Raw genomic sequence first — 15,436 nt, forward strand, 5'->3', positions numbered from 1 at the left:
TTACATAGCGCCAGAAAATACTTAGAGATCATAAATAAAATATGCTTAAATTTATTTTAAAGATGAATATTTGATTTAATTTAGAACTGCAGTATGGATTCAATACTGCAGTTCAATTTATATTTATTGCTTAGACAAACCGAAGTTAAGCCTGATTAACTTGCATTTTTTAAAGCAAAATCTTTACCAAACAGCAATTTATTACGGATTGCAGTAATAGGCGTATGGTCTGCTATCAGCTCTGCATACCATGCGCCATCTTCAGTATCACCAAACAGTACCGCACCAACAACCTTATCTTTTTGAATAATAATGCGTTTATAAATCTGACGTTTTTCATCATTCAAGACAATATCTTCAAAGTCATCTTTCGGCTCAAAGTTCCCTGCAGAGAAAACATCACAACCGCTGACTTTAAGCTGTGTCGGCACCGTCGGCGCTTTAAAGGTCAAACTGCCATGCTCTGCCAAATGGGATGCGCAAATAAAGGCTTGGCCCCAAAGCGGTTCGACTAAACCAAAGGTTTGATTGCGGTGTTCAATACATTCCCCCACCGCATAAATACTCGGATCAAAGGTTTGCATAGTGTCATTGACCAGCACACCGCGGTTACAGCGCAGACCGGCACTTTGCGCCAAGGCCATATTGGGGCGGATGCCTACCGCAAAAACCACTAAATCCGCGTCTAAAACTGTACCGTCCTTGAGGCGGATATGGGTGACATGCCCTTCACTGCCGATGAGTTCTTCAGTATTGGCTTCAGTAATAACGCGAATGCCTTTTTGCTCGATTGACTGTTTCAGCATTTGGCTGGCTTTCGCGTCCAGCTGACGATCCATAATGCGGTCCATCAAATGCAGCACTGTAACATTCATGCCTTGCTGCTTCAGACCATAGCCAGCCTCTAAACCCAACAGCCCTCCGCCGATTACCACGGCATTTTTTTTGGTTTTACAGTAGTCCAGCATTGCATTTACATCATAAATATCACGGAAACTCAGGACGCCTTCCAGCTCGGCACCCGGGATAGGCGGTACAAAAGGTTTCGATCCAGTCGCTAAAATCAGCCGGTCATAATCTACAACTTCGCCTTTATCTGTATAGACCTGCTTACGCGGCCGGTCAATGCGAACGGCCGGATCACCTGCGATAAAGCGAATGCCTTTGCCCGCATACCACACATGCGGATGCAGCATAATATCTTCAATGGTTTTATCGCCTGAAAGTACCGGAGACAGCATAATGCGGTTGTAGTTGCCCCAAGGCTCTTCGCCAATGACAGTCACTTCATAGCGCTCAGGCGCCATATCAAGCAAATCTTCCAGACAGCGCATGCCTGCCAAGCCATTGCCGACCAAAACCAGTTTCATTTTGTCTTGCACAGTGCCCGTATTGGTAATGTATGTTTTTTGCGGTGTTGAGCTGATCCAAACCTGACCATTTTCAATTTTACTTGGAAAAACCAGCAGCTTTTGGTCTTTATCTTCCAAACAGCGCCCAGTCGCTAAACTGAAATGCTGTTTGTAAATGGGCGAAGCCACCACGCGCTCACCTTGCAAATCGCCCAAAATACCGCGTGACATCACAAAAGCTTTACTGAACGGATCTTGATTGCTAAGCGCATAAACACGCTTTTCATTGCCTACACGGAAGATTGCAATTTGCTGATCATTCATCAACGCTCCTACACCGGTATTAGGCGTAATCGCATCCAGAGGGCAAACTTCAATCCATTCCAATTCATTCATTTCTTTTAAAATTGTCATCATCTTCATCCTTTTCTAAAAACTATTTTCAACGCGCCTCGGATCTTTTTTCTCAGAGAAGAATCGGAACGAAGGCTGTATAAATTGAAAAAGTTTAATATTTATCTTTTATGCTTCCACTACTGGAATGCGGGTCTCATCACGCTCAGCTTCATTTTTAGGACGAATTTGCCCGCGCACTTGCGCAAACTGAATGTGCGGATCATTTTGCTGTTCCGCTTTGGCATTGATAAAAGTGACGAAGCGTTTACGTACTTCAGGATCTTCAATCGCAGTACGCCATTCATCTTGATAAGTCCCGACCACATGGCTCATACGGTTTTCAAGCTCGGCAGCAACACCCAAGGAATCATTCACCACCACATCTTTTAAGTAATCCAAGCCGCCTTCCATATTGTCGCGCCATACCGACGTGCGCTGCAGACGGTCTGCGGTTTGAATATAGAACATAAAGAATCGGTCGATATAGCGGATCAGGGTTTGCGTATCCAAGTCAGAAGCCAGCAGTTCTGCATGACGCGGCTTCATCCCGCCATTGCCGCATACATATAGGTTCCAGCCTTTTTCCGTAGCAATGACACCGACGTCTTTACTTTGCGCTTCGGCACATTCACGGGTACAGCCCGACACCGCCATTTTCAATTTGTGCGGCGAACGCAAGCCCTTGTAACGGTTTTCTAAGAAGATGGCTAAACCCACAGAATCATCTACGCCAAAACGGCACCATGTGCTGCCGACACAAGATTTCACTGTACGTAGCGACTTGCCGTATGCATGCCCTGATTCAAAGCCTGCATCGATTAATTTTTCCCAGATTTCAGGCAATTGATGAACCTGTGCGCCGAACATGTCGACACGCTGGCCACCGGTAAGTTTGGTGTATAAACCATATTCTTTGGCAATTTGACCAATGGCAATCAGGCCATCGGGCGTAACTTCTCCGCCGGCCATACGCGGCACAACTGAATAAGAGCCGTCTTTTTGAATGTTGCCAAGGTAATAGTCATTGCTGTCTTGCAGCCCTGCATGGCTAGGCTTAAGTACAAAGTCATTCCAGCAAGAGGCCAGAATATTGGCTGCTGTCGGCTTGCAGATATCGCAGCCCATGCCATGGCCATGCTGTTCAATCAGATCATCAAAAGTTTTGATTTCATTAACCCGCACCAAGTGATACAGCTCTTGGCGTGAATAGGCAAAGTGCTCGCATAAATGATTGTTGACCGTCACCCCTTGGCGCTGCAGTTCAGATTTTAAAACTTGAGTCACCAATGGTGCACAGCCGCCGCATGCCGTCGCCGCTTTAGTGCATTTTTTTAGTGCGCCAAGCGAAGTTGAACCATCGGCAATAGCTGAGCAAATATCTGCTTTAGAAACATTATTGCAAGAACAAATGGTAGCGCTGTCTGGCAGTAAATCGACGCCGCTGCCGCCGCTTTTGGCGCTGGATTGCGCATAGCCCGGCATGATTAAGCTTTCTGGATTTTCTGGAACAGCCAAACCGTTCAGCATCATTTGCAGAAGGTCGTTATATTCTTTGGCGCAGCCGACTAAGACCGCGCCAAGCAATTTGTTTTTCGCCGCATCGACCACAATTTTTTTATAGACCTGAGCATCTTCATCGGCATAGAAATAGCTCAAAGCGTTGGGTGTCATGGCATGCGCGTCACCGACTGACGCAACATCAACCCCCATCAGTTTAAGTTTAGTGCTCATGTCTGCGCCTGCAAAAGCATTGCAAGCTTGTTCCATCACATGCTTTGCGGCAATGCGCGCCATGTCATAGCCCGGAGCGACAAGTCCGTAGATTTTATTTTGCCAAAGCGCGCACTCACCTATGGCATAAATATCAGGATTGGAGGTTTGGCAATAATCATTGATTATGATGCCGCCACGTTCACCAATCGCCAATCCGCTTTGACGCGCCAGCTCATCGCGCGGGCGGATGCCTGCAGAGAATAAAATGATGTCGGTTTCGAGTTCAGAGCCATCACCAAACTTCATCACGTGTTTGGTGTTTACGCCATCTTCAATACATGACGTCGCTTTTTGGGTATGAACCTTAACGCCTAAGTTTTCGATTTTTGCACGTAAAACCTTCCCGCCCAAATCATCAATCTGTACCGCCATTAAGCGCGGTGCAAACTCAACGACATGAGTTTCCAAATCTAAATCACGCAGCGCCTTGGCTGCTTCCAATCCCAATAATCCACCGCCAATCACAACACCGGTTTTTGCATTCAAGCTGGCAGCGCGGATCGCATCCAAGTCATCAATTGTGCGGTAGACAAAACAGTTTTCACGGTCATTGCCAGGAATGGGCGGCACAAAGGCATAAGAGCCTGTCGCAAGCACCAATTTGTCGTAGTGCAGAACATCGCCATGATTGGTTGTGATCGTTTGATGGGCCTGATCTATTTCAACGGCTTTGGTATTCAGGCGTAAATCAATTCCATACGCATCGGCAAAGTCGCTTCGGCACAATGTTAGGTCTTTGACGGACTTGCCGCTAAAATATTCGGTCAGATGCACTCGGTCATAAGCCAAACGCGGTTCTTCTGCCAAAATGGTGATTTCGACCTCATCACCAGCATGTTCAAGTATTGATTCAATAAACTTGTGGCCTACCATGCCATGACCAATCATGATAATTTTCATGTTCTTTCTCCAAATTTCTCTATTTTCTGTAGCGTTCTGATCGATTAGTTTTGCGCTTCGGCCATGTTGCGGGCTTGAACTGCCTGCTCAAATAAGCGCTGTTCTTTTTCTTTATGCTCAACTGAGAAGCGAATCATCAGAACACAGCTGGCGGCAATAACGACTAAACCGCCAAGAACCATTAATGTAGTTTGAATATCCAGCATGCCTTTGAGCAGGAAACCGGCAGCCACCGCGCCAACATTGCCGCCTGCGCCGATAATGCCTGCAACACCGCCCAAGGCATCACGGTCGATAAATGGCACCAATGCGTAGGTTGCTCCACACGCCATATGGGTAAATAAAGCGAAAACCGTCATTGCCAGAATAGCCAGAACCGCCGTATTCATTTGCGAGAAAACAATCAGGAATAAGCCTTCCATCACAATCATGGCAAACAGGACTTTAGTCCGCCCATCCAGACCTTTTTTAGTCGCCACTCTGTCCGAAACAATGCCGCCAAGCGCACGGGCAAACAGCGCCAGCAAGCCAAAAATTCCAGCAGCCATGCCTGCCTCTTTTAAGCCAAAACTGAAATGGTCGACGTAATACAAAGCAATAATGTTATGAATGAAAATTTCTATGCCAAAACACGCGGCATACGCGCCAAACAAAATCCAAACCCGGTAGTTTTTAGCAGCATGCATAAGAATTGCGATTCCGCCTTTTTTGTCACTGCCGACACTGATCCCTTGCGCGCGCAATTCTTTAAAGTTGCCTTGCGGGCAGTCCTGAGTAAATTTCCAATACAGCGCACCGACAATCAGCATCATTAGGCCCGGTACAATCAGCGCAACTCTCCAGCCCATTGCCTGCTCCACACCAAACATCACCAGTGCAGCCAACAGCAACGGCATTAAAGCCTGCGTTGCACCGCCGCCTGCATTTCCCCAGCCCGCTGCTGCGGCATTCGCTGTACCTACCACATTGGACGCAAACATAATGCTGGTGTGATATTGCGTAATAACAAAGCTTGCGCCGATTGCGCCAATCAATAAGCGGAAAAACAGGAAGGATTCATAACTGTTGGCTGATGCCACGCCAAAAACAGGAATACTGCCAAGGATCAATAAAGCGGTATAGGTTTTACGCGGGCCGTATTTATCACATAAAGGCCCTACAATTAAGCGGACAAGAATCGTGATGGCGACAGCCGCAATATTAATATTGGCGATTTGATCTTTGGTCAAATCAAATTCACCAGCAATAACCGGCATTAAAGGCGCACAGGCAAACCATGCAAAGAAACAAACAAAAAATGCGAGCCAACTCATATGGAAGGCCCGCATTGCTGCACTAGAAAAATTAAATAGACTTATTTTTGTCGCTTTATTGGCATTTAAATTTGAAGACATAACCTTCTCCGGACGAACTGAGCGTATAGTTTTTCTGTATGGCACAGTGCCGGTACAGAATCGATCAGAACGGACGTCGTTGGCCGTCTTACAAATTTTGAAAGTCTTCTTTGACTTGATTAGATATAAGCATTGTTCATGCCAGTTTTGTAAAATTGATTATTTATTTATGAATGACAGATTTTATGGTGCTTAATTTGGGTTTTCCTAACTATGCCTTCTGCTTTTTTCATAGAATTTAAGCCGTTCCTCTCAAATATCTCTGCATATCTCTATAAAACCGCATTCGAACGACGCAATACGCATCATTAAAGTGCGCTTTCTAAAAACCAATCACAATATCCCTTGATTTTTTAAACATTACCCAAAGTTGGCACTTAAATTGCTTAATGCATCTAGTGCCTTTTTCAGGACAGACCTGAGCTTTTGTATGCCAAATTTGAAAATCGCCCTGATAGATGACGATCTTGAACGGGCATCTTTTATAAAAACCTCATTAATCGAGCATGATTTTGAAGTCGTTGCTTGCCTGATGATTGATCATCTGAATAGCACAGATCTGCAGCAGCTGCATGCAGACGTTATTTTGCTGGATATGGATCATCCGCATCGGGATATTATTGAAAGCTGTGTCAGCCAGTTTGATTTGCCGACCGTGCTATTTACCAAAAATTCGCATAAAGACACCATTAAAAATGCCATAGAAGCTGGGGTTACCGCCTACATTGTTGACGGCATAGACCCTGAAAAGCTGGAAAGCATTTTAGAAATTTCAATTGAACAATTTAAAAAGCATAAAAAATTACTGAATGATTTGAATGAAACCAAATGCAAACTGGCTGATCGAAAAGATATTGAAAAAGCCAAAGTCATGCTCATGCAAATGCATAAAATTGAAGAAGAGCAAGCATTTACCCTGCTCAGAAAAAATGCCATGAGCCATCGTATGACGATGGGAGAAATGGCCAGACGGCTGATTGATGCCCAAGCACTGCTGCAGTCTCAATTTAAGGAATAAAGCATGAAGACGCTTGAAAAAACCGATATTCAACTAGGATATATTCCGTTATTGGATTGCACCGCCATACTCTGGGCGCAAAAAAAGGGCTATTTTTCTGCACAAGGCCTGAACGTCACATTAGTAAAAGAAGCTTCTTGGGCGAGTTTGCGCGACCGTCTGGCTTTTGGCATTCTGGACGCTGCGCACTGCCTCTCTGCAATGCTGCCTGCTGCGGCAACTGGAGATGATCAGCTCGGAATACCGCTTCAAACATCATTGGTGCTCAGTACCAACCGCGCCTTTATCAGCCTCAGTCAAAAACTTTGCCATGATTTGGGCATATCTGCTCTAGATGCACCTGAAAGTTCTGCAGGAAAAATTGCAGCTGCCGCAAAAAAAGGGCAAAAAATTCAGCTCGCGCATGTATTCAAGCAGTCTATTCATCATTATTGCTTGCGTGAATGGCTTGCTTTGGCGGATGAAGAACTGGCGCAGACTTATCCTTTATCCACCCTGCCGCCTCCATATATGGTGGATGCCATTTCTGCACAATTGGTTGATGGCTTCTGTGTCGGTGAGCCATGGAATATTCAGGCGCAAATAGAGGGCTACAGCCACGTCATTGCTGACAGCAAACAGATTATTCCTGAAGTCACTGATAAGGTTTTGGCGACAACGCAAGAATGGGCAAAGCAGCATCCTCAAACTTTAACAGCCATTGAAACTGCCATTCAGCTTGCTCAGCAAGATTTAAATACGCTTGAATCATTAGACGAAATTTGGCAAATGCTGGAGTGCAGTGAAATTATCAGGTTCAGTTGTTCCTCATTGGTGCATGTCGATGAGTTTTATAAAATACAGCACATTATCCGCTCATTTGGCGCTCAAGGCGCCGTAAAATCTAGTGATTTCGAATGGATTATGCTGCAAATGTGCAAATGGGATCATTTAAAAATTGAAGCCGCTAAAATTCAAGAGATTGCGGCCCATTGTGCAGGCCAGGCGAATTAAAGCAGGGTGAAAAATTGCAGCAGAGCGATTCCTTTAAAATAAAAATCTAGATTTTCAAGGAATTGCTTTTTTTGCTGTATAAGCATTTAAAACGCCTGCATCTGCACAAGGCGTTCCCGCTTTCCTTAATTAACATCATGCAAGAATATCTCTAAAATTTAGGCGGTTTTACTGCTGTTTTTAGAATCTAACAATTGAAAAGCATTCAATGTTTAGCTGGTTCCATGATCAATACATCTCAATTTTGCAATTGAAGTTAATACATGTAAATTTACTGTTGCAACCTCTTAACTTCATAATTTTTAAAAAGTTCAATTGACAATTATAGTTGTCAAAATATATCTTATCCCTATTCCATCAACATGAAATAAAAGAATAAAGGGATTTATCAATGGACCTTCAGCGCGCTGCCAAAGTGCATGGTTTTACACAAGATGCTTTAGAAAATTTTGACGCCGTTAAAATTGCTCAGCTGATCAAAAATAAGGACATTTCATCACACGAAGCCGTTCAAGCGGCTATTAAGCGTGCTGAGCGTGTAAACCCCATTCTCAATGCCATTCAATTTGAACAATTTGAAAAAGCGCTTATTCACGCTGGGCAAGAGCAAAGCGGCCTTTTTGCTGGCGTTCCATTTTTGATGAAAGATAATACTGATTTAGCGGGCTTAGCTACGCATCATGGCTCTGGCGCTGTTCATAGCCCGCCGGCAGTTAAAAACCCAAAATTCAGCCAGCAGCTGATAGATCAGGGTTTTATTTTTTTAGGCAAAAGCACTTTGCCTGAATTTGGTCTAAACGCGACTACAGAATATAAAGATGGTTCCGCTACGCTGAACCCATGGAATACCAAATTTTCTAGCGGCGCATCCTCTGGCGGGTCTGCCGCTTTAGTCGCTGCAGGTGTAGTTCCTATTGCGCATGCCAATGATGGCGGGGGTTCAATCCGTATTCCTGCGGCCTGCTGCGGTTTGATTGGACTTAAACCAACGCGAGGCCGAACGCATGATAGCGACGCAGCCAGCAAACTTCCGATTAAAATTATCTCTGAAGGCGTGCTGACCCGCAGTGTGCGCGATACTGCCCACTTTATGGCAGGCATGGAACGCAGTTTTTATAACGTAAAATTGCCTAAAATCGGGTTAATAGAACACTCATCTGCTAGAAAGTTGCGCATTGGCGTAGTTCAGCGCTCCATTACAGGAACTGTTGATGCCGAGACCAGCGCTACACTTGAAAAAACAGCCAAGCTGCTAGAAAGTCTGGGACATCATATTGAATATTTTGAATTGCCTTTTTCACAAAATTTTGTCAATGATTTCAGCCAATACTGGGGCTTTTTATCATTTCTACTGCAAACATTCGGCAAGCAGCTGTTTGGTTCAAATTTTCAGCCAGCCGAATTAGATAATTTAACGGTGGGCTTATCTCAATTATATAAAAATAATTTTTATAAAACGCCGCTGTTTCTGCACCGCTTAAAGAAAATACAGCATGAATATCAGCAAATTTTCACCAAGCTTGATGTGCTGCTGTCTCCAGTATTGGCTCACACAACGCCTGAACTCGGCTATCTTTCACCTCAGCTTTCTTTTGATGAGCTGTTTGCACGAATACAGAATTATGTCACTTTTACACCTATTCAAAATATTGCGGGAGCACCTGCAATTTCACTGCCTTTGGGTTTAACTGCTGAAACTGGCTTGCCGATCGGCCTGCAATTATCAGCCAATTTAGGCGATGAAAGAACACTCTTAGAGCTGGCTTATGCACTTGAAGAAGCTCAGCCATGGGCGAAAATTTATACCTAGCAATTTATTGAAGAAATAATCTTCGCCCCCTGTCATTCTTATGTACATATATTGCAATTACAAAATGATCATTCAAATAAAAAACCTCAAAATTTGAGGTTTTTTATTTTCCGCAGTGTAATTACAACCATTTGACTCGGGATCAAAGCACCTCAAATTCTATCCTGCGGTTCTTTTTTCTGCCCTCAGGTGTCGTATTCTCCGCAACCGGTTTATTCGACCCCAAACCTTCTGTACTCATTGTTTCAGGCGCAATATTTTTGCTGGTCAAATAGCTTTTTACTGCTGCTGCACGCTCTTGGCTCAGTACAATATTTTTAGCGCTATCTCCTGAACTGTCGGTATGCCCTGTGATTTTGACTTTTTTACGGCCTACTTTGTTTAAAGCGATAGCCATTTCATTCAAAATTTGAACGCCTGATGGCGCTAAAACAGCGCTTCCGGACTCAAATTCGATGATTCGATTTTTTAGCGCGGCATCAATAATCTTCTGTTCTGCGGCATCTGCGCTCAGCTGCGTATTTACTTTATAGCCAGATGCAACAAGATTCTGCAGTTTGACTGCAGTAGGCTGAATGTCATTTGGATCTGTTATTTTTCCTGTTAAATTGACTTGCGTGCCTCGGACAGCCAACTGTCCCTGCTTAACTTTTTTTAAATCTTCAGTAATGATGTTGCTGACATTTCCGCTCCAGCCATTCGGTGCAGAAACCATCTTGACCCGAATTTTATCAATAATATTTTCACGGCCATAGGTTATATAAGCTTTGTTTAGGATTTCCTGCTTTGCTGCTTCATTCGGAACGGCGCCTTCTATCACCACAGGCTGCTGCGCTTTTGCAGAACAGCAGATTAATAATGGAAAAATTGTCCGTAGAACCTTGCCAAAGAGTTTCATTTTTTTGTTTTTATTCATGCTTTGTCTTCTATAAATGTTTGCCTAAATAGCTTTATGGCTTGCGTAAGGCTGATTTGACGCTCACTCAATGCCTGCTCTAATGCCGCAAGACCCGCATTCTGTTCTAAATATGGATCAATCCAATGAGCATCAATTAATGAAACCCAATAATCATTATGGATATCTTGTGTAAAAATACTGCTTAAAGCTGTTATATCAGCGCCTTGAAAGCCAAATAGCAGTTTTGGCGATTCACTGTGCAAAATTCCTATCAGCAGTTCTGCATTCTGATTTTCGATAAAACGACTAATCAAATTCACCCAAAAAGCCGCTATTTCGTAGCAATAGCTGATATTGTTGATGGGCAAAATCAGCACTTTATTTAACCGTGAAGTGCCGTGCTGAATAATCGGCTGCAGCAGAAGCCCTAAGCCGATCATGCTCTGCGCCAGCTGATAAGGCGTAAAGTTCAGCATTTTGGCAAATGAATGCACAGTGTGATGTTCATAAAATGCTACTGCCTCTTCGGTGCCAAAAATTTGAATTTCATCCGAAAGCTTGCCTAATTTATCTAATAAAATATCTGGATCGCGGATTGAGCGCATAATCCGGTTGCGCTGATATAAATCAATTAATGTCAATTTATAGCGGTATGGCGCAAATAAAATATTTTCAAAAGGATCCTCCAGCTCAAGCAAATGGCACAGCACCATAGGGAACTGGCGTCCAGAACTGTCTTCGCTGCTGATTAAATTGGCAGCCAAAAACCGCTTGTCCTGCGGGCTGGCAATCAAAAAATCTAGGGAAGGCAGTTTGGAATAGGCCTCTTGGAAATGGCTGGATTGCATCGCCAGCTCCAATGCTTCAGTTATCCACTGATCAATCAATTGAATCAATGCATGCTGTCCGCGTGACTTCAAAAAATCTCCGCGGGCCGGACATTTTCCATAATACAGCGGGATGGTTTTGACTTCATGCATGCGCCCATCTCCTGTATTTCCCTATAAATTTCATCGCCATCATGGCGCAGTTCCTCCTGCGCTTGCGGCTTGAAGCACTGCGTTTGCTTGCACAGGAACAAGCATTGAACCTGCAGGCATTTCCTGTGCCGCAACGACCCGTACCGCTTTGTTCATGACCACTTGCTCTGAAAGCGCCATGCCTTTATAGCCAGGATTTGAACCAATATTGCCCGCAGTATCTCCGCTGACTAACCGGAAGTTAACTTTGACTGAAACATCAGCATTCTGCTTGCTGCGCCAAACCATTTCAAAAGCATTACCCTTTTGCGTCCGCTGCGCGCCTTCCACCAAGCGGTTTATGCCATATTCACCAGGCTCATCCAGCACGGTATGCGTTTTACCTTCCAGATCGACTGCTGTAATCCGCGCCCCTGGAATTGCGCCCTTATTCGGCCAGACAAAGTTCACCCATTGCTGTACGCCATTCTCAAACATCATCCTTTGGCCATCAATATCAATGGTATAGGACAATAATTGGGGATTTTCCAATGGAAAGAACTGAAAGTTAGACTGGCTGATGGCTGGTGCAGCCGCTGGCTGATTCAATTCACCTGTTGCCATTGCATTACTTGGAGAGACATAGCGCTGGAAATTGGCTGAAAATTGCGGGTTTATCCCAATGCCTAAGTTCTGCCATGTTTTTGAGGTTAAGGTATAGCCGCGGCGAATAACAAAGGGATCTAGATATTCTTTGACAAAACGGGTAATACTGCCGCTTTCTCCAAAAATTTGATTGATTTCATTGCTTGTGGCCTGCAGCGCGGCACTGGTATTAAAAGGATATTTGATCGCTAAATTTGCCGAAAATGGCTGATAGGCTTGCAGCATCCAAAGTTTATTCATTTCATCCTGTGCAGGTGTCAATAAGGTTTCGAAAGTCTGTGTAAGCGGTGCAAGCAATAGTTTATGCAGCAGCAGCTGATCAGATTCTTTCAGTCCTACAGCCATTTTTTCATCAATATATTTCTGAGTGCTGTTAAATACAGAGTTTTGATCATTAATGGTTTGCTTTGCCAAAGCCATGCTGGCCGGGCCAACATCGCCGGCACTGCGCAAATCATTCAGCTTGCTGCGCACTTGAGCCATAGACTGCATATATTCATCTAATAATGATTGATTCTGCTGGTCATCACGCTTGCGGACAAGCTGATAAAATAACTGAAACTCTTTCGCAATGACGCCTTGCGCTGCTGAAGATAGATTCTGCTGTGCCATTTTGGCTTCATTTTGACTCAAAACTTTACGTTTGAACCATGCTGCAAAACCGGTTTTTGGCGCCGCTAATTCGGCCTGCACTACGGGGTTGTCCCAACTTGTTTCTTTTGCTGCGCGCTCCAGCACTGCACGAATTGGGGAATTTTCGGGTTCACCCCAGATGTCCATGTGCTTCGACTGCTGCTTAAAATCAGCAGTTTTTGCATAATGCACGCCATTTAAAAATTTTCGCCATTCAGCAATGTATTCCTGCTTGTAGAGTTCGGTCAGCTGCTTGCGGATTTGCTCTGGACTGCCGCTGAAAGTTAAATCATCTGACTGAGTCATATTCAGCACCCAATCTTTGCTGTCTGTGGGGCTATTGGCAGCCTGCTCTATCGCATCTTCAACATAGTCATTCCATGCCTGATAGCTGAAAATCCCTGGCAGCGCATAGCTCCCCAGCATGCTGTTTTGGCTGGCTTCACCGACCATCTGCTTCACTGTAATGGCTGGAAATCGGACTGATCCACGCATTTTTATTTCATTGTAGACACGGTCACGCGCGGGAATGCCCGTCGTTACCGCCAGCAAGATTTGACGGGTTTGATCAACCAGATTCGCATCCGATTCCAATTGTGGAAATTTCGGATCATTGGCCAGTGTCATTGCGTAAGATAAGACCAGTTCGGCTTTAGATATCAGGTCGTTGCGCGGAATCTGCCCTCGGTTTGCATCCAGCCAAGACCGCCAAAAGCGCGTTACTTGATCACTTAAGTGGCTGGATTCCCTATATTGCGGATTACTCAGCATTAAATACGCTTTTAAAGCATTGTAAGCATCCTGTGGATTGGTATCCGCTGGCTCTAAATCTGGCTGATTGGCCCGTGTTTTTTGATTTATCTGAACATTAATATGGTTCTGCTTAAGCATGGCTTCATTGCTTTTTACCCTTTGCAGATATTGCGCCATATTCTGCTGTGCCGGCTGCAGCACAATTTGCTGAATACCTTTTAAATATTCAGTTTTGAGCTTTTCTCTAATGTCATTGCCTTGATATAAACCGAAACTGTATTTTAGCGGGCGCTCCCGTTCGAAATGATCCAGTTGCTGCAAATGTCCTTGCAAAATCAGCAGGGTTTCTAATTGAGTCGACAGCTCATGGCCAGACTGAGACTCCATTTGCACCACTTTTGCTAAATCTGCATTCGCTTCAGCTATTAATTGCTGATTATTTCGATAAGACCAGATCCATAAACTCAGTAAAACCGCAACCGTGAATAAAGCGCCAATAAAAAGCAGAAACCGCTGCCGTTTTCGAACAGGATTAATGTGCTGCTTAACCAGGTTCTTATCCTTTAAAATCACACTGGAAAATAGACCTTTAAGAAAATAGCCGTGGTCTTGAGAAATAGACTTGGTCGGCACACCAAAGCCGCTGTCTAATCCTTTGATTAAATGAAAATCTTCCGCAATTTGCTCTGTCATTGGACTTTCTATCATGCCTTCCTGCAGCGCGCTGGTAAAATAAAAGCCGCGGAAAACCGGTTTAAACTGATAGGGATTTTCTTGAAAAAGCGTACCGATAAATGTTTTTAAAACCGGCTTTAAACTTTTAAACTCTAAAGGGAAAGTCATCACGCTTGGCGAAATATTCTGAGCATGCCGGCGGCTCAAATGTGTGGTGCTGACACTTTTCAGGCCATCATATAAAATACCGTAATGCTTTTCAAAAAGCGCTGCTGAGTTTTCTGAAGAGTTTGAATCGTATGGCAATGTTGCGCCCCAAACCTGATCAAATTCGTCATTATCGTAACATTCAAAAAATTCAGTAAAACCCGCAATGAGATCCATTTTAGAGAACACTAAATAAACGGGCGCAAAAATTTCCAGCCTTTCGGTTAAATCTTGAATCCTAGCGCGTAAATTTTTAGCCAGTGCAATCGATTTTTCTGGGCTTTGACTGACCAATTCAGCCACGCTGACAACCACAATCAATCCATTGATTGGCGCCTTAGTACGGCTTTTCTTTAAAATATTTAAAAAACCCAGCCATTCTGAATGATCTTCTGCATATACCGAATAGCGTCCAGCTGTATCCAGCAGCACACCGTCTGTGGAAAAAAACCAATCACAATTTCGGGTTCCGCTTAAGCCGGATGAGATCATTTTTTGATGTGTAGCTTCAAATGGAAACCGCAGGCCCGAATTATAAATTGCAGAGCTTTTGCCAGCTGCTGGATTGCCGATGACCATGTACCACGGCAACTCATATAAGGCTGCATTGCCCTTTTTATCACCCAATTTTGATTTACGAATCAGCTGTATAGAATCTTTAGTCTGCTGGTTAATCAGCTGCAATTCTTCTTTATTTTTTAACTTTCCGTATTCTGTTTCAGTATCTTTAACAATAGCATCTGCCAGTATTTCGCCTTGCTTGCCGTTTCGATGATGCTGAATAATTTCATATATGCCCCAAATCACAAGGCCTAAAATATAAAGCGCAGTGATCATCCAAAAATAATTGTTCGGCACGCTATTGCGCATGGCCATAATTGCGACAAAAAATGAAAGCGCCATAATGGCTTTGGGATTGGTCACATATTGCCAGACATATCCCAGCAAGGTATAAAATAATGTATTCACTTTTTTCTCTTTATTTATTTTATTGCTATAAGTTTCTTTG

9 protein-coding genes are annotated in these 15,436 nt (G+C 43.9%); 3 read left to right on the forward strand and 6 right to left on the reverse strand.

Translation table 11 applies throughout. The features are described from left to right. Positions 1–155: 155 nt before the first annotated feature. From nirD to AZH43_RS07395, 3 genes are all read right to left on the reverse strand, one after another. Positions 156–1,766: a nitrite reductase small subunit NirD gene (gene nirD / locus AZH43_RS07385; protein WP_067668261.1), complete on the reverse strand. Its 1,611-nt coding sequence runs from the start codon at positions 1,764–1,766 to the stop codon at positions 156–158. 108 nt (positions 1,767–1,874) lie between these two features. Then, positions 1,875–4,421, reverse strand: coding sequence for a nitrite reductase large subunit NirB (gene nirB, locus AZH43_RS07390; RefSeq protein WP_067668263.1), 2,547 nt, complete (start codon positions 4,419–4,421; stop codon positions 1,875–1,877). Positions 4,422–4,465: 44 nt separating this feature from the next. Beyond that, positions 4,466–5,815, reverse strand: coding sequence for an MFS transporter (locus AZH43_RS07395; RefSeq protein WP_067668265.1), 1,350 nt, complete (start codon positions 5,813–5,815; stop codon positions 4,466–4,468). A 430-nt stretch (positions 5,816–6,245) separates the two neighbouring features. Between AZH43_RS07395 and AZH43_RS07400 the strand changes: the two genes are divergently transcribed. From AZH43_RS07400 to AZH43_RS07410, 3 genes are all read left to right on the forward strand, one after another. Then, on the forward strand, positions 6,246–6,833 hold the full coding sequence (locus AZH43_RS07400; protein WP_067668267.1) for an ANTAR domain-containing response regulator: 588 nt from the start codon (positions 6,246–6,248) through the stop codon (positions 6,831–6,833). Positions 6,834–6,836: 3 nt separating this feature from the next. Further along, positions 6,837–7,826 carry an ABC transporter substrate-binding protein gene (locus AZH43_RS07405; protein WP_067668269.1) on the forward strand — a complete coding sequence of 330 codons (990 nt, stop codon included), beginning with the start codon at positions 6,837–6,839 and terminating at the stop codon, positions 7,824–7,826. 391 nt (positions 7,827–8,217) lie between these two features. Next, positions 8,218–9,636: an amidase gene (locus AZH43_RS07410; RefSeq protein ID WP_067668271.1), complete on the forward strand. Its 1,419-nt coding sequence runs from the start codon at positions 8,218–8,220 to the stop codon at positions 9,634–9,636. A gap of 142 nt (positions 9,637–9,778) precedes the next feature. On the opposite strand, the gene AZH43_RS07415 is transcribed toward AZH43_RS07410, so the two are convergent. From AZH43_RS07415 to tssM, 3 genes are read right to left on the reverse strand one after another with little or no spacing between them, the layout of a single operon-like run. Beyond that, entirely contained in the window at positions 9,779–10,552 is a 774-nt protein-coding gene (locus tag AZH43_RS07415) for an OmpA family protein (RefSeq protein ID WP_067668273.1), read from the reverse strand. Next, positions 10,549–11,514, reverse strand: coding sequence for a type VI secretion system-associated protein TagF (tagF, locus tag AZH43_RS07420; protein WP_067668275.1), 966 nt, complete (start codon positions 11,512–11,514; stop codon positions 10,549–10,551). The genes AZH43_RS07415 and tagF overlap by 4 nt, the downstream gene beginning before the upstream one ends. Before the next feature lie 39 nt (positions 11,515–11,553). Continuing rightward, positions 11,554–15,396, reverse strand: coding sequence for a type VI secretion system membrane subunit TssM (tssM, locus tag AZH43_RS07425; protein WP_067668277.1), 3,843 nt, complete (start codon positions 15,394–15,396; stop codon positions 11,554–11,556). Positions 15,397–15,436 lie beyond the last annotated feature (40 nt).

Origin of the sequence: Acinetobacter pragensis (assembly GCF_001605895.1) — a bacterium.
In the GTDB taxonomy this organism is placed as follows: Bacteria; Pseudomonadota; Gammaproteobacteria; order Pseudomonadales; family Moraxellaceae; genus Acinetobacter; species Acinetobacter pragensis.